The sequence below is a fragment of the Mesorhizobium sp. Pch-S genome (genome assembly GCF_004136315.1).
GTDB lineage: Bacteria > Pseudomonadota > Alphaproteobacteria > Rhizobiales > Rhizobiaceae > Mesorhizobium.
Map to the genome: position 1 here is coordinate 943,832 of NZ_CP029562.1, position 15,793 is coordinate 959,624.

Sequence of the window (15,793 nt, forward strand, 5' to 3'; positions counted from 1 at the left end):
GTGGAGCCGCATCAGCTTTCAAAAATCGTTCCGGCACCCGCCGCCCTCGCCCGATCCCGCGCCAGCGTTGCTATGGCGGTATCCTGCACGCCCGTGCCGGTGAGATCGGCAAGCGTGATATCGGCCGTGCTGCGCCGGCCATGCTTGCGGCCTGCGATGATCTGGCCGAGTTCGGTGACCTCGGCATCGGCCGCCATCACTGCCGCATCGATGGCGTGGTGCAGCTCGCCGAGCCGGCGCGTCTGCCGGGCGCTGTCGGCGACGTAGAGATCGGCCATGCGGATCACCGCCGGCGCGATCTCGTTCTTGTGCTCGGCGTCGGAGCCCATGGCTGTGATGTGCTGCCCCGCCGAGACGAAGCCGGCATGGATCAGCGGTTCGGTCGCCGGCGTCGTGGTGACGATCACGTCCACACCGGCTGCCGCCTCCGCCGCGTCGGACTCGGCGCGCACATCGATGCCCAGCCGCTCGCGCAGTTCGCCGGCGGCCGTCTCCGCCTTTGCGATATCGCGCGCCCAGATGCGCGCTTGAGTGATCGGCCGCACCAGCTTCAGCGCTTCGAGTTGCAGTTTCGCCTGCATGCCGGCGCCGAAGATGGCGGCGCACGCGGCGTCCGGGCGAGAAAGGTGTTTTGCCGCCACCGCACCGGCGGCTGCGGTGCGGATATCGGTGAGATAGCCGTTATCGATCAGGAGCGCTTCGGTGACGCCGGTCGTTGCCGACAGCAGCACCATCAACCCGTTGGTACTCGGCAAGCCGAGCCTCGGGTTGTCAAAGAAGCCGGGGCTGATCTTGATGGCGAAAGCATCGATGCCAGGCACATAGGCCGTCTTCACGTCGACTTCGCCGCGATGCTCGGGAATGTCGAGCCTGAGGATCGGCGGCATCGCCACCTTTTCCGTGGCCAGCGCGCGGAAGGCATTTTCCACGCAGGCCACGGCCTCGAGATCGAGCTTCACAAGGCGGCGCAGGTCTGCTTCGGTGAGGATGGTCATTGGCCTCATGCCGCGAGCTCCTCCTTGCCGCACACGATGTCGCGATGCAGGCCCATGTCGATGTTGCGGCCGGAGAGCACCAGCACGACCGGGCCTCGCGGCCTGACCTTGCCGGCCAGCAGCGCCGCGATACCGACCGCGCCGGCGCCTTCGACGATCTCACGCTCCTGGCTGTAGGCGTGGGTAATGCCGGCAGCGATTTCCGCCTCGGACAGCAGCACGACATCGTCGAGCAGGTCGCGGCACATCGAAAAGGTCAGCCGGTTGTCGAGACCGATGCCGCCGCCGAGCGAGTCCGCCAGGGTCGGCATTTCCTCGACCTGGACCGGCCGGCCGGCATCGAGACTGGCTTTCATCGCCGCGCCGCGCTGCATCGAAATGCCGATGACTTTCGCGTGCGGCCTGGTGCCTTTCACCGCCGCGGCAATGCCTGCCGCCAGCCCGCCGCCGGACAGCGGCACCAGCACGGTCTCGACGTCGGCAACGGCGCTGGCGATCTCGAGGCCGAGCGTACCTTGCCCGGCGATCACCGCCGGATGGTCGAAGGGCGGCACCATGACCAGCCCTTCCTCCGCCGCCAGCCGCTCGACCTCGACCTGGGCATCATCCTGGCTGTTGCCGACGATGCGGATCTCGGCGCCGAGGCGGCGGATCTCCTCGACCTTGTTGGCCGGAACCAGCCTGGACATGCAGATGACGGCGCGCATGCCTTCGAGCCGCGCGGCAAAGCTGAGCGCGCGGCCGTGATTGCCGGTCGAGGCGGCGACGACGCCGCGTTTCCTGTCTTCGGCGTCGAGCCACGCGATCGCATTGGAAGCGCCACGCAGCTTGAAGCTGCCGGTCGTCTGGCGATGCTCGAGCTTGAGGTACACCGGGACATCGAGGCGCTCCGACAGGGTGACGGAGGCTGCGACCGGCGTTGCAGCGATCTTGCCCGCGATGCGATCGCGCGCGACCAGGATATGCTGGAAGGTGACGCTGTCCATGGCTGTCAGCCGCGCGGCAATGGGCAGGTCATGAGCCGGCCCCATTCGGGATGGGCGCTGTCGTCGCCGCAAAGTCTCAGGCAATTCCAGGCGGTCGCCTGGTTGGAGGTGACGACGGGGCGGCCGATGGCTTCTTCGATCGCCACAGCAGCAAGCGCCGAACGCAACGCAGTACAGGACACGAACAGTGCATCCGCATCCGGATGCATGGCCTGGCGTGCCAGCTCGACAAGCGTCGAAGGCGCGATGCGGGCCATCTCGCGATCGTCGTCGAAGCCGAGGCAGGTGAACGACGCTATGTTGAAGCCGTGACGAACGAAATACTCCGCCATCGGCCGGCTGGTCTCGATCGTGTAGGGCGTCAGCACGCTGATGGTTTTGGCGCCCAGCCCCCTTAAACCCTGCATGGCCGCCATCGGCGGCGTCACCACGGTCACGCCGGGCTTGGCGGTTTGTATCGCAGCCTCGATCTCGAGGTCGCCGATCACGACCGAGGCCGAGGTGCAGGAATAGCAGATGGCGTCGAGCTTCTCGTCCGGCAGGATGAGGGCGGCAGCCTCGGTCAGGGCCGGCTGCATCTTGCGCAGGTTTTCCGGCGTGGTCGGATTGGCGTAGGCGACGCGCGCGACATAGACGCCGATGCGCTCGCTCGCCACCATGCGCCGGTAGTCCGGCTCGGTGGTGTGATCGGTTGCCAGGATGATCAGGCCGACACGCCTTTCCAGCGGGCGCGGGTCCAGCGCCGGGCGCTCCGGATGGAGATGGATATCAGGTGCCATGTCTATCTCTCCACCTTGCCGTAGCGCCGTTCCAGCCACCGCAGCAGCACCACCGAGAACAGGCTGATCACCAGGAAGAAGGCGCCCACCAATGTCATCGGCTCGACATAGCGGTAGTAGGTGTTGGCGACGCTCTTGGCCTGGTTCATCAGTTCCAGCACCGTGATGGCCGAAAGCAGCGGCGTCTCCTTGAACATGGCGATGAAATAGTTGGCCAGTGCAGGGATCATCGGCGGGATCGCCTGCGGCAGGATGATGTGCATCCAGGTCTGGCGGGCGTTGAGATTGCAGGCCTTGGCCGCTTCCCATTGCCCGCGCGGCACGTTGTCGATGCCGGCGCGATAGACCTCTGCCGCATAGGTGCCGTAGTGCAGGCCAAGTCCGATGACACCGGCGGTCAGCGGGGGCAGCAGCAGGCCGAAATCAGGCAGCACGTAGAAGATGAAGTAGAGCTGGACCAGAAGCGGCGTGCCGCGGATGAATTCGGCAAGGAAGCCGACCGTGCGCGAGACGAGACGGTTCTCCGAACGCCGCAGAAGCGCGATGGCGAGCCCAAGCACGGCCGCCAGTACGGAGCCCAGGATGGTCGCCAGGATGGTGATCTTCACGCCCTCGAGCAGGGTCGGCATGATCTCGCGGACGAAGGCCCAATCCCATTCCATTACACGCGCACTCCATCGAGACCGCGCGACAGGCGGCGTTCCAGACTGCGCGTGCCCCAGGAAATCAGCATCGCCAGCACGAAGTAGATGACGAGGATGGTGGCGAAGGGCACCAGTGTGTTGCCGGTCTGGGCGCGCACCACCTGCGCCTGGAACGTCAGGTCGGCCAGCGAGATCAGCGACACCACCGACGTAGCCTTGAGCAGCTCGATGGCGTTGTTGCCGAATGTCGGCAGCATCACCAGGAAGGCCTGTGGCAGGATGACATGGCGCATGCCCTGCCAGCGGCTCAGATTGAGCGCCGTGCAGGCTTCATACTGTTCCTTGCCGATCGACTGCACGGCGCCGCGCACGACTTCGGCGGCGTAGGCGCCGACATTGAGGCCGAGCGCCAGCACGCCGGCCTGCAGCGGCGTCAGTTCGAAGCCCAGCATGGGCAGCACGAAATAGGCCCAGAACAGCTGGACGAAGATCGAGGTGCCGCGAAAGAATTCGATATAGACGGTAGCCAGCGCACGCACCGCGAAGAAACGCGACAGCCTGCCAAGCCCGGCCAGGAACGCCATGATGAGCGCCAGCACCGATCCCATCAGCGTCAGCTTGATGGTGACCAGCGCACCTTGCAAGATCAGGTCAAGATATCCGGACCAGTCGATCATGGGGTCTTCCGGTTGGTGAAAACGAGCCGTGCTTCCTGCCCCTGGCGGAACGAAGCTGCCGGCCGGCCGGCGAGGAACTGCGCGAACCTTTCAAGGCTGGCGTTGCCCCTCATCCGGCCCTTAGGGCCACCTTCTCCCCGCGAACGGGGAGAAGGAAAAGCCGCATCACTCACTTGGCCGCGCAGAGCTTGTCGCGCGTCGTCGACAATGCGGCCTTGGCCGAGAAGCCGTAGGGCTCGATGATCTTTGCGAACTCGCCGGACTCCTTCATCTTGGCCAGCTCGACATCGAAGGCGTCGCGCAATGCGGTGTCCTTCTTGTTGAAGGCGGCGCCATCGCAATAGACCGGCGCACCCTGCACCGGCGCAATGACCTCGAGGTTCGGATCGTTGGCCTTCTTCATCAGGTCATTGATGGAAAGTACCGGCAGCGAATAGGCATCGATGCGGCCGTCCTGCAGCATCTTGATGCCGCTCTGACCATCCGGCACCACGATGACGCGTTCGCGCGGCACGCCGGCATTCAGCGCCAGCTTCTCCTCGGTGCCGCCACCCGGCGCGCCGATGGTGGCGGCGCTGTCCTTGGCGACATCCTCATAGCTCTTGAAGCCCTTGGGATTGCCCTTCTTCACCAGCATGGCTTCGGCGTCGCAGAGCACAGGCTCGGAATAGGCGACGGCAGCGCAGCGCTCGGGTTTCATGAACAGGCCGGCCGTCACCACGTCGAAACGTCCGGCCTGCAGGCCCGGTATCATCGCGCCATATTCGGAGATCGACGCCGCGACGTCGGCAACGCCGAGGCGCTTGAAGATCTCTCGGGCGACGTCAGGGGCAGCGCCCGAAACCTTGCCATCCGCCGCCACCGCCGTGTAGGGCGGCTCGTTGGCGATCGCCAGGCGGGCAAAACCCTGGCTCTTCAGCTGCTCGAGTTTGCTGTCGTCAGCGCGGCCACCCACGGTGGTGGCGGCCAGCATGCCCAGCGCGAAACCGGCGATTGCTGCCGTGGTTGCGAATGTCCTCATTGTTCCCAGCTCCATGTTTTTTCGGTTTTTGTTGATGGTGGTGATGCCGCCTACGCGGCAACCATTCGCTTTCCGCCGCCGATCAGACGCGATGACCGGCCGCAATGATCTTCTTCAGGAAGCTCTGCGTGCGCTCTTGCTTGGGATGGCGGAAAATGTCGTCGGGCTTGCCCTCCTCCACGATCTTGCCGCGGTCGAAGAACAGCACCCGGTCGGCAAAGTCGTGGGCAAAACCCATTTCGTGGGTGACCAGAAGCATGGTCATGTCCGTCTCGGCGGCGAGCTTGCGCATGACGTTCAGCACCTCGCCGACCAGTTCGGGATCGAGCGCCGAGGTGACCTCGTCGAAGAGCATGATCCTGGGCGACAAAGCGAGCGCGCGGGCGATCGCCACACGCTGCTTCTGGCCTCCCGACAGTTGTGCCGGCATCGCCTTGGCCTTGTCGGCCAGGCCGACCATGTCGAGCAGTTCCATCGCCCGCTTCTCGGCGGCGGCACGCGGCATGCCCTTGGTCAGCATCGGTGCCAGGGTGACGTTGTCGAGCACGCATTTGTGGGGAAACAGGTTGAAGAGCTGGAAGACCATGCCGATCTTCTGGCGCATCCTGGCGAGATGCCGTTCGCTCGCCGGCACCAGGGAGCCCTCGCGCTCCATGTGGTAGAGCTGCTCGCCTTCGACCTCGATGTGGCCGCCATCGATGCGCTCGAGCGTCATCAGGATACGCAGGATCGTGGTCTTGCCGGAGCCCGACGGGCCGATAAGCGCCAGCTTCTCGCCGGGCATCACCTGCATCGACAGCCCGTCCAGCACCTTGAAGGCACCGAAGCTCTTCGAAATCGCGTCGATCTTGATGATGGGCGCGGCCAATCGTCTATCCCCGTGTTGGAGAACTCTTCTTTCCCGGAGCGTTTGCGTTTTTCACGGAAACGCGGAAACGCTCTAACTCTTCCACGCAATCCCGGACGCAAGACCGCTGCGCGTTTTTGCTGGAATTGCTCTAACGATGGGGAAGCAACAAAATCATGTCAATTGACAAAATAATCTCATGACAATTTTTCTAAACTCGCCTGTTCCATTATGGAACACCGAGCGTCGTCGAGAAACGCCGGTACCTAGTCGCGAGATTTTGCGAAGGTCAGATCGCGAGGAGAAGATGCTCGGGATCGCCGAGCAGCAGGCGCGTGACGACGCCAAGGCCGGTGCGCAGTTCGCTCTCGGTGGTCGACCCGATCGAGATGCGCACCGCCGGATGCCAGGGGGCTTCGGAAATTCGGAACGATGCGCCCGGCGCGATCGCCACGCCCTGCAGCCGCGCCTGCGCCACGAACCCCTCCTCCGCCCGATCCTCCGGCAACGGCAGCCACAGGTGCAGTCCGTCGGCATGGGCGTGGAACGTCACCCCGGCCAGGGTCTCCGCGGCGATGTCATGGCGCCGGCGCACGGCAGAACGCTGCCAGCGCACCAGTTCCATGGCGGTGCCGTCCGCCACCCATTTGCTGGCGATCTCGGCCACCATGGGCGTCGCCATCCAGTTCGACACCAGGTGCCGGTTGGCCACCGCCGCCACATAGCGGTCGGGCGCAGCGAGGTAGCCGATGCGCAGGCCGGGCACGGTGATCTTGGAGAACGACGTGACGTACAGCGTGCGTTCCGGCGCGAAATGGGCGACCGGCGGCGGACGATCCTCCAGCAGCGGGCCGAGAACATCGTTTTCGATGATGGCGATGTCGTGCTTGCGCGCCACCTCGGCGATCTGCGAGCGTCGGACACTGCCCATCAGGGTGGCGGTCGGGTTGATCACCGACGGCTGTACGAAGACGGCACGGATGTCTGAAAGCTGGCAGGCCTGGTCGAGCGCCTCGGGCACGATGCCATGGTCATCGATCGGCAGGCCTTCCAGGTGAAAGCCGAGATAGCGCGCCAGCGGCACCAGCGTGTGATGGCCGATCGCCTCGGTCACCACGGTGGAACCGGGCGGCGCCACGCTCATCAGCGCCACCGTCATGCCGGCGGTCGCGCCGTTGGTGAGGGTGATGTTCTGCGGCGAAGCATCCAGTCCGCACAGCTTCAGCCATTCCGCGGCCACCGCGCGGTGACGCGGGAAAACCATGTTCGGCCGGAACGACAGCGCCGAGCTGGCCGGAAGTGTCTCGGCCAGCCAACCGAGCGCCTGCTTCAGCTTCTCCAGATGCATCGGCTCGCAGACCGGCTTCAGGATCGACAGGTCAATCACCTCGCCCGGCCGCTCGGGCAGATAGGGCGGATCCGGCTCGCGGCGCTGCGTCTGCACGAAGGAGCCTCGGCCGATTTCGCCGGCGATGAGCCCACGCCGGATCAACTCCTCATAGGCGCGGCTGACCGTCTGCACCGACAGTTTCAGCTCATCCGCCAGCGCCCGATGCGTCGGCAGGCGTTCGCCATTTGCCAGCCGGCCGTCATGGATGGCGCGCGCGAACTGGTCGGCCAGCGATAGATAGGCAGGACGGCGGATCAACGCCGGATCGGGACGCCACAATGTCATGACTTCATTAGAGATCGAAATCAGTGCAATTGACAATCGGAATCATGCGCCTGCATGGTGTTGGCGACAGGAAAAGCGACGCATATGACCGGACTGAAACTCGACGCCATCGATCTGAAGATCCTCGACGCCATCCAGCGCGACGGGCGCATCACCAAGCTGGCGCTGGCCGAGCAGGTGGGATTGTCGCCGACGCCGTGCTGGATGCGGCTGGCGAAACTGGAGAAGGCCGGCATCGTCTCTGGCTATCACGCCCGCATTGCCATGCGCGCCATCGCCCCCATCGCCACGGTGCTGATGGAAGTGACGCTGGGGGCGCACAGGCAGGCCGACTTCGAGCGTTTCGAGCGCGCCATCCGCGACATTCCCGAGATCGTCGCCTGCTGGTCGGTCGGCGGCGGCGTCGACTACCTGCTCAAGGTGATGACCGCCGATATCGACGCGTACCAACGCCTGGTCGACGCACTGCTGGAGCGCGAACTCGGCATCGACCGCTACTTCACCTACATCGTCATCAAGACGGTGAAGGACGAGGTCGCACTGCCCTTGCCGGAGCTGCTTGCAGGCAACTGAGGGTCGCTGAATCTCTCTTCCATCCCGCCAGAAGAGAGATTTTCTCTGCCAGCCGCATGCGGAATGGTCTTTCTCTCGCATCGCTGTCCCTAGACTGCAGGCATCCGACACGGAGGCCCTGTCATGTCCGCCCATTTCGCCCCGCATCAGCGCCATGAAGCGCTCGACGGCCTGACCGACCGGCGGCTTTACCGCGAACACGCCTATGTCGACGGCCATTGGACCGCGAGCGACATCGCCGCCGGTTTCGAGGTGACCGATCCGGCCACCGGCGCAAGCCTGGCCTGGGTGGCCGCCCTCGATGCCAGGCAGACCGGCCAGGCAATCGATGCCGCGGCCCGCGCCCTGCCCGGCTGGAAGGCACTGCTGCCGCAGCAGCGTTCGGCCGTCCTGCGCAAATGGTTCGAACTGATCATGGCAGCCAAGGATGATCTCGCTTTGCTGATGACGCTTGAGCAGGGCAAGCCGCTGCAGGAATCGCTGGGCGAGATCGATTATGCGGCCTCCTTCGTCGAATGGTACGCCGAGGACGCGAAACGGCTGAACGTGGAGACCGTCACCAGCCACCTGCCCGGCGCCGAAATGGCCGTGCGGCGCGAGGCGCTCGGTGTCGTCGGCGTAGTGACACCGTGGAATTTCCCTTCCGCCATGCTGACGCGCAAGGCGGCGGCAGCGCTTGCCGCCGGCTGCACCATCGTTGCCCATCCTTCCTCGGAAACCCCGCTCTCGGCGCTTGCGCTTGCCGAACTCGGCGAGCGTGCCGGCCTGCCGGCCGGTGTGTTCAACGTGGTCACCGGCGATGCCGCCACCATCGTCGGACAGCTCTGCGCCGATGCACGTGTCCGGGCGATGAGCTTCACCGGCTCGACCGAGATCGGCCGGCTGATCGCCGCGCAATGCGCACCGACGATGAAGCGCCTGATCATGGAACTGGGCGGGCATGCACCGCTGATCGTCTTTGCCGATGCCGACCTCGACAAGGCGGTGAAGATCGCCGTCGACGCCAAATTCGCCACCTCGGGACAGGATTGTCTCGCCGCCAACCGCATCTATGTCGAACGGCAGCTCTACGACCGCTTCTGCGCGGCCTTCACCGAGAAGGTCTCCGCGCTGAAGGTCGGTGGCGGCCTCGCCGCCGACAGCGACATCGGCCCGCTGATGCATGAGCGGGCGGTGAAGAAAGTCGACGAACAGGTGAAGGATGCCACCGCCAAGGGCGCACGCCTGCTGTGTGGCGGCGAACGTCATGCGGCGGGTGCGCTGTTCTACCAGCCGACCGTGCTGGCCGATCTTTCGGACGACGCGCTGATCATGCGCGAGGAGACGTTCGGCCCGGTGGCGGCGATCACGCCCTTCGATGCCGAGGACGAAGTCGTCGCCCGCGCCAATGCTTCCGAATACGGTCTCGTCGCCTATGCCGTCACCGAAAACGGCGCGCGCCAGCGGCGGCTGGCGAGCGCGCTGGACTACGGCATGGTGGCCGTCAACCGGGTCAAGATCACCGGTGCCCCGATCCCGTTCGGCGGCGTCAAACAATCCGGCCTTGGGCGCGAGGGTTCGCGCCACGGCCTGGAGGCCTTCACCGACCTCAAATACATCTGCTTCGATCTGGCGTGAGCCGGCGGCTGAGACAAAAAGGAGACGACATGCTGCAACAATCCAACGAACTCACCGCCTGGGATCGCGACCACTTCTTCCATCCCTCGACCCATATGGGCATGCATGCGCGTGGCGAAATGCCAAACCGCGTCATGGCCGGCGGCGAAGGCGTGACCGTATGGGATACGGCCGGCAGGAAGAGCCTCGACGCCTTTGCCGGGCTCTACTGCGTCAATGTCGGCTATGGCCGCCAGAAGATCGCCGATGCCATCGCTGAACAGGCCAGGAGCCTTGCCTACTACCACGCCTATGTCGGCCACGGCACCGAGACCTCGATCAAGCTTGCCAAGATGATCATCGACCGGGCGCCGCAGGGCATGTCGCGCGTCTATTTCGGCCTGTCGGGCTCCGACGCCAACGAAACCAACATCAAGCTGATCTGGTACTACAACAACGTCCGCGGCAAACCGGAGAAGAAGAAGATCATCTCGCGCTGGCGCGGCTATCACGGCTCGGGCGTGATGACCGGTTCGCTGACCGGCCTTGCCGGCTTCCACAACGCCTTCGACCTGCCGCGTGCGCCGATCCTGCACACGGAAGCCCCCTATTACTATCGCCGCGCCGACCGCTCGCAATCGCAGGAGCAGTTCTCGCAATATTGCGCCGACCAGCTCGAGGCGCTGATCCTGGCGCAAGGACCCGAAACGATCGCTGCCTTCATCGGCGAACCGGTGCTCGGCACCGGCGGCATCGTGCCGCCGCCGGCCGGCTACTGGCAGAAGATCCAGGCAGTGCTTGCCAAATACGACATCCTGCTGGTCGCCGACGAGGTGGTGACCGGCTTCGGCCGGCTGGGCTCGATGTTCGGCTCCGACCATTACGGCATGCAGCCCGACCTCATCACCATCGCCAAGGGATTGACCTCGGCCTATGCGCCGCTCTCCGGCGTCATCGTGCGCGACACGATGTGGAAGGTGCTGGTGGAAGGCTCCGACAAGCTCGGCCCGGTCGGCCATGGCTGGACCTATTCGGCGCATCCGATCTGCGCCGCGGCCGGGGTCGCCAATCTCGAGCTCATCGACGAGATGGGGCTGGTGAAGAATGCCGGCGAAACCGGCGCCTATCTCAACCAGCAACTGGCAAAGGCGCTCGGCGACCACAAAAATGTCGGTGAGGTGCGCGGCGAAGGCATGCTGGCGGCGGTCGAATTCGTCAGGGATCGCGAAGGGCGCGTCTTCTTCGACGCCTCCGAGAAGATCGGGCCGCAGGTGTCGGCTGCCCTGCTGGAGCGCGGCGTCATCGCCCGGGCGATGCCGCAGGGCGACATCCTCGGCTTCGCACCACCGCTCTGCCTGACCAGGCAGGAGGCCGACACCATCGTCGAGAAAACCGCGGATGCGGTGAACAGCGTCTTTTCAAAGATCTGAGGCCTGGCCATGAACGCGATTGCCAAACCTTTGCCCGACGCCATGGCCGCCGTGCTGTTGACCGGTCATGGCGGGCTCGAAAAGCTCGTCTACCGCACCGATGCACGGGTGCCGAAACCCGCCACCGGCGAAGTGCTGGTCAAGGTGACGGCCTGCGGCATGAACAACACAGATGTGTGGGTGCGGCAAGGCGCCTACGGTACGGAAGAGGATGCCGCGGCCGTTTCCACCTGGCGCCGCCAGGGCAATACCCTGACCTTTCCGCGTATCCAGGGCACCGACACGGTGGGGGCGATCGTCGCCGTCGGCGAAGGCGTGTCGCCCAGGCGGCTCGGCGAACGGGTGATGGTGGATTTCTCCATCTACAACCGCGACGACGATTCCCTGGCCGACATCGACTATATGGGCCACGGCCGTGACGGCGGTTACGCCGAATACCAGGTGGTGCCGGCAGAAAACGCGCATGTGGTGAACACCGAGCTCACCGATGTCGAGCTGGCGACCTTCTGCTGTGCCTACCTGACCGGCGAGCAGATGCTGGAACGGGCCAGGCTGAAAGCCGGCGAGCGTGTGCTGGTCACTGGTGCTTCCGGCGGTGTCGGCTCAGGCATCGTGCAGCTGGCCCGCGCGCGCGGTGCCATCCCCTATGCGGTGGTCGGCAAGGGCAAGGAGCAGGCGCTGCTCGACATCGGCGCGGAGAAGGTCATCACGCGTGGCGTCGCCGATCTGCCCGGCGCGGTTGCCGAGGCGACCGGCGGCGAGCCGATCGATGTGGTGGCCGACCTCGTCGGTGGCCCGGCCTTCAACGACCTGCTGCGCATCCTGCGACCGGAAGGCCGCTACACCACGGCCGGCGCGATCGCCGGGCCGGTGGTGCAGCTCGATCTCAGGACCATGTATCTGAAGCAGCTTCAGTTGCACGGCTCCTCGCAAGGCACGCGCGCCGACTTCCGCCGCATCGTGCGCTACATCGAGGAAAAGAAGATCAAGCCGCTGGTCGGCGGTGTCTACCGACTCTCGGATTTCCACAACGCCCAGACCGACTTCATGGCCAAGGACTTCGTCGGCAAGCTGGTGGTCGTGCCCGACGCGATGTGGGAGAGCGCCTAACCGATCGTCCGCTCCAGGACACCGACCCAGTTCTTCCAGGCGATCTTCTCGATGAGGTCGCTTCCATAGCCGTGGCGCCCGAGCGCCTCGATCAGCCGCGGCAGGCCCGACACGTCGCCGATCTCCGCGGGGATCGGCGCGCCGTCGAAATCCGAACCCAGGCCGACGCCGTCCTCGCCCAGCCGCTGCAACATGGCGTCGAGGTGGCGCAGCATGGTGTCGAGGTCGGCACCCTTGCCGTCCGGTCCATCGGGATGGAGGAACTCCACGGCGAAGTTCAGCCCGACCATGCCACGCGTCTCACGGATGGCATCGAGTTGCCAGTCGGTGAGGTTGCGCGCATGCGGGCAGATCGAATGCACGTTGGAATGTGTCGCCACCAGTGGCGCATCGCTGATGGTCGCGACATCGCGGAATCCCTGTTCGTTGATATGCGACAGGTCGACCAGGATGTTCAGCTGGTTGCAGGCTCGGACCAGCGCCTTGCCGGCATCGGTCAATCCCGGCCCGGTGTCGGGCGATGACGGATAGCGGAACGGCACGCCGTGGCCGAAGATGTTGGGGCGACTCCAGACCGGACCGAGCGAACGCAGCCCGCCCGCGTGCAGCACATCCAGCATGACGAAATCGGCGTCGATCGCTTCGGCGCCCTCGATGTGGAAGACGGCGGCGATCACATCGCGTTCCATGGCGGCGCGGATGTCGGCCGCGCTGCGGCAGACGGCGAGAGCGCCCGCACGCTCGAGCCTGAACAGGATAGACGCCATGGCAAGGGTCGGCAAACGCGCTTCCTCCATCAGCAAGGGTGGCGGCAAGGGTTCGTCATTGCCCAGCACCGATGCGGTGAAGTCGGGATCGTCTTCCCCCGGCGAAGGCGCGAAGACGGCGAACATGCCGCCGGCGAAGCCACCCTTGCGGGCTCGCGGCAGATCGATGTGCCAGGTGGCCGGCGCGCCTTGCGTGAAAAGCCGCGCCTTGTCGGTTTCAGCCGAGAGATGCAGGTTGAGCAACGAGTCGTTGTGACCGTCGAAGACGGGAATGAGATCGGGCATGATTGTCTTGTGCTTTGCGTGTTGGATCGGAAGCGCGCCGGGCAACAATCAGCGCACTTCCAATTTCTCTCTTCGATTTCGATCCTGGCCTATCGAGCCAGCTTTGCGCCGACGAGCAGGTCATCGGCAACCGAAGCCCGGAACTTGCGATTTTCGTCCGTGCCGTCGATGTTCATCAGCACGGCCACCGCCTGGCTCTTGTCCTTGCTCAGAACGACCATGTTGAGGGCGCCGTTGTCGCTGCCGGTGTGTCCGACGGCCTTGTGGGTCGCGGTCTCCTCTTCCGTCCAGCAGAGGCCCTGATAGGGATAGATCTTGCGATCCACCTGCCGGCGCAACATGTTGCGGACCGCGGCCTGGGAGAGGATGGCCTTGCTACCCGTTTCCTGTCCAAGCATCGCGTGCAGCGCCTTTGCCAGATCGCTGGCGGAGCAACGCAGCATGCCGGCAGGCACGTCTGGATAGCCCTGCTGCGGCAGCGCGACGAATTCTCCCTTTTCATACTGGTAGGGCGTGGCGAGAACGTCGGGCGCGAAGTCCTTCAGATACCAATGGGCGTTCCGGATGCCGAGCGGCTCAAGCACGTTGGCTGCAACATAGGCAGGGAATTCCTGCTTGCTGACATGCTGGACGATGTAGCCCGCCAGGGCGATCGCGATATTGCTGTAGTCCCACTTGGTGCCGGGCTTTCCCTTGAGAAACGATTTCGGCGAGTAGGCACTGCCGCCTTCCGCAAGATAGCCTTTCAGCAAATCCGGCAGGCTTTGGGTCGGATCGCCAGGGAATGAAACGAAACCATAGCCCTCATCGGAGATGCTCGATGTATGGGTGACAAGTTGCTTCACGGTGATCGGCAGCTTCGGATGACGAGGATTCCGGACCTTGAAATCAATGAAATCATTGACGTCGCCGTTCAGGTCATAGCCCTTGCGCTCGAACAGTTGCACCAGGGCGGAGACGGTGAACAGCTTGCTGACCGACGCCAAATGCATCGGCGTGTCGGCGGTGAGCTTGCGCTGCTTCCCGAGGTCGGCGAAACCGAACGCTGCCGTGTAGCGCGTGGCATTGTCCTTCGTCGTTATGGCCACGGACGCACCGACGACATGGGCAGTCTTCATGCGATCCGGAACGCTGGCTTCGAAGTCGCGCCGCCAGCTTTCGAATGACGGCTTCGGCTTGTCGTCTGCCAAAGCGATTTGCACGTGCGGCATGAACAGTCCCGCCATTCCCATCTTGAGCAATGAACGTCGCGTTGAAATCATGATCAATCTCCTTGTCTGGGTCTCATTCTCCGGGTCGGACCCGCGGTTTCGGAACGGCTGACGCTTCCCGTCAGCCGATGATGAAGCGTTGATCCCGGCATCAGAAATCGCGTTGAATGCTGAGGATGCCGGCAAGCGCATCGCCGGATGTCGCGGACCTGCTGCCGAATGACGTGTAGTCGAGCTCGGGCGTGACGATCAGGCCCGGGACCACTTCGTAATCGGCGTTGAACGCCAGGGCGTATGTTCCCGAATCCGCATAGGCGATTTGGCTGTTGAGCGTCAGTTTCGGCGAAAGGCTGGCGGACAGGCCGCTCCATGCAGCGTAGGTGCCATCCCATGCTCCATAGTAGTTCGGCTTTTCAGGATCGGACTGATAGCCGCCCATGACGAAGGCGGTGAATGGGCCACCCAACCGGATATCCATCCGCACCTTCGCCGCGATCTCCTGGAACACCGAGTCGTAGCCGAGGACGGTTGCGATCGCTCCCCAGTGCCTTTCGAGCTTCAGCCCCCCGACCAGATGCGGCATGTAGCCATCGATCAGATGGTCCTGCATATCGGGCGTCTCGGGTCCCTCGCCCTCCTCTTCGTCCTCAACCTCTCCCTCCTCGCTGTTCTTGTCGGCGCTCGCGCCCTGCTCCGCTCCGAACATGGCGGAAAGCCCGTCACCGAGCCGCGCCGTATAGCTGACCTGATTGGTCATGCCGCCGGCATAGGGAATGACGTCGTCACTCGAAACATTGCCGGCCGATCCCAGCCAGACATCGAACTGCGAGTCCGATGCGCCGATCAGCAGCCCGCCCAGCTCGATCGTCGCCGCGGAAAAGCTTGCGCCTTCATTGGTGCCGTCGGTGAAGTTCTGCTCGATCTCGAAAAATGTGTTCAGGCTTCCCAGTTCGGTTTCCGATCGGGCATCGGCATTCAGCTTGGCCTTGGTATGCTGGCCCCAGCTTTTCTTGCGTTCGCCGGTGTAGACGTCGGCACCGGCAGAGATTTCGTAGCTGACATAGCCGCCGATCTTCAGGCAGACGTCGCTTTGCGGGAGCTGGACGAACCCCGCGCCCATGACGTCGCAGGCGCGGAGGTATTGGGCCGGCTCGGGATCGGACATCATCTCCGTTTCCGCTGCGGCGGGTTGTGGGA

15 protein-coding genes are annotated in these 15,793 nt (G+C 64.4%); 4 read left to right on the forward strand and 11 right to left on the reverse strand.

The window, feature by feature from the left end:
- Nucleotides 1-11 precede the first annotated feature (11 nt).
- The 8 genes from C1M53_RS04395 to C1M53_RS04430 all read right to left on the reverse strand — a co-directional run bounded on the left by C1M53_RS04395 (nt 12) and on the right by C1M53_RS04430 (nt 7,624).
- Nucleotides 12-1,004 (reverse strand): cyclodeaminase, encoded by a 993-nt coding sequence (locus C1M53_RS04395; RefSeq protein ID WP_129411128.1) that lies wholly within the window; start codon nt 1,002-1,004, stop codon nt 12-14.
- Entirely contained in the window at nt 1,001-1,981 is a 981-nt protein-coding gene (gene eutB / locus C1M53_RS04400; protein WP_129411129.1) for a hydroxyectoine utilization dehydratase EutB, read from the reverse strand. Before eutB ends, C1M53_RS04395 begins: the two co-directional genes overlap by 4 nt.
- 5 nt (nt 1,982-1,986) lie before the next feature.
- Nucleotides 1,987-2,766 carry an ectoine utilization protein EutA gene (gene eutA, locus C1M53_RS04405; RefSeq protein ID WP_129416019.1) on the reverse strand — a complete coding sequence of 260 codons (780 nt, stop codon included), beginning with the start codon at nt 2,764-2,766 and terminating at the stop codon, nt 1,987-1,989.
- Nucleotides 2,763-3,422 carry an ectoine/hydroxyectoine ABC transporter permease subunit EhuD gene (gene ehuD / locus C1M53_RS04410; protein WP_129411130.1) on the reverse strand — a complete coding sequence of 220 codons (660 nt, stop codon included), beginning with the start codon at nt 3,420-3,422 and terminating at the stop codon, nt 2,763-2,765. The genes eutA and ehuD overlap by 4 nt, the downstream gene beginning before the upstream one ends.
- A complete protein-coding gene (gene ehuC / locus C1M53_RS04415; RefSeq protein WP_129411131.1) occupies nt 3,422-4,081 on the reverse strand; it encodes an ectoine/hydroxyectoine ABC transporter permease subunit EhuC in 660 nt (219 codons plus the stop codon). The genes ehuD and ehuC overlap by 1 nt, the downstream gene beginning before the upstream one ends.
- Before the next feature lie 169 nt (nt 4,082-4,250).
- Complete coding sequence (gene ehuB / locus C1M53_RS04420; protein WP_129411132.1) at nt 4,251-5,102, reverse strand: ectoine/hydroxyectoine ABC transporter substrate-binding protein EhuB; 852 nt, start codon at nt 5,100-5,102, stop codon at nt 4,251-4,253.
- 82 nt (nt 5,103-5,184) lie between these two features.
- Nucleotides 5,185-5,970 carry an ectoine/hydroxyectoine ABC transporter ATP-binding protein EhuA gene (gene ehuA / locus C1M53_RS04425; protein ID WP_129411133.1) on the reverse strand — a complete coding sequence of 262 codons (786 nt, stop codon included), beginning with the start codon at nt 5,968-5,970 and terminating at the stop codon, nt 5,185-5,187.
- Nucleotides 5,971-6,238: 268 nt separating this feature from the next.
- Nucleotides 6,239-7,624: a PLP-dependent aminotransferase family protein gene (locus C1M53_RS04430; RefSeq protein ID WP_129411134.1), complete on the reverse strand. Its 1,386-nt coding sequence runs from the start codon at nt 7,622-7,624 to the stop codon at nt 6,239-6,241.
- 84 nt (nt 7,625-7,708) lie between these two features.
- Between C1M53_RS04430 and C1M53_RS04435 the strand changes: the two genes are divergently transcribed.
- The 4 genes from C1M53_RS04435 to C1M53_RS04450 all read left to right on the forward strand — a co-directional run bounded on the left by C1M53_RS04435 (nt 7,709) and on the right by C1M53_RS04450 (nt 12,333).
- A complete protein-coding gene (locus tag C1M53_RS04435) occupies nt 7,709-8,197 on the forward strand; it encodes an Lrp/AsnC family transcriptional regulator (protein WP_129411135.1) in 489 nt (162 codons plus the stop codon).
- Between the two features lie 123 nt (nt 8,198-8,320).
- Nucleotides 8,321-9,814, forward strand: a complete 1,494-nt coding sequence (locus C1M53_RS04440; protein WP_129411136.1) for an NAD-dependent succinate-semialdehyde dehydrogenase — start codon at nt 8,321-8,323, stop codon at nt 9,812-9,814.
- Between the two features lie 29 nt (nt 9,815-9,843).
- Nucleotides 9,844-11,223, forward strand: a complete 1,380-nt coding sequence (locus tag C1M53_RS04445; protein WP_129411137.1) for an aspartate aminotransferase family protein — start codon at nt 9,844-9,846, stop codon at nt 11,221-11,223.
- A gap of 9 nt (nt 11,224-11,232) precedes the next feature.
- Complete coding sequence (locus tag C1M53_RS04450; protein WP_129411138.1) at nt 11,233-12,333, forward strand: alcohol dehydrogenase family protein; 1,101 nt, start codon at nt 11,233-11,235, stop codon at nt 12,331-12,333.
- Here the strand turns inward: C1M53_RS04450 and C1M53_RS04455 are convergent.
- From C1M53_RS04455 to C1M53_RS04465, 3 genes are all read right to left on the reverse strand, one after another.
- The gene (locus C1M53_RS04455) at nt 12,330-13,385 is read right to left on the reverse strand and encodes a dipeptidase (protein ID WP_129411139.1); all 1,056 of its coding nucleotides are present in this window, start codon (nt 13,383-13,385) and stop codon (nt 12,330-12,332) included. The two genes, C1M53_RS04450 and C1M53_RS04455, sit on opposite strands and share 4 nt — an antisense overlap.
- Before the next feature lie 89 nt (nt 13,386-13,474).
- Nucleotides 13,475-14,647, reverse strand: coding sequence for a serine hydrolase domain-containing protein (locus tag C1M53_RS04460; protein ID WP_245488445.1), 1,173 nt, complete (start codon nt 14,645-14,647; stop codon nt 13,475-13,477).
- Between the two features lie 100 nt (nt 14,648-14,747).
- Nucleotides 14,748-15,764 carry a porin gene (locus tag C1M53_RS04465; RefSeq protein ID WP_165358042.1) on the reverse strand — a complete coding sequence of 339 codons (1,017 nt, stop codon included), beginning with the start codon at nt 15,762-15,764 and terminating at the stop codon, nt 14,748-14,750.
- Nucleotides 15,765-15,793: the final 29 nt, after the last annotated feature.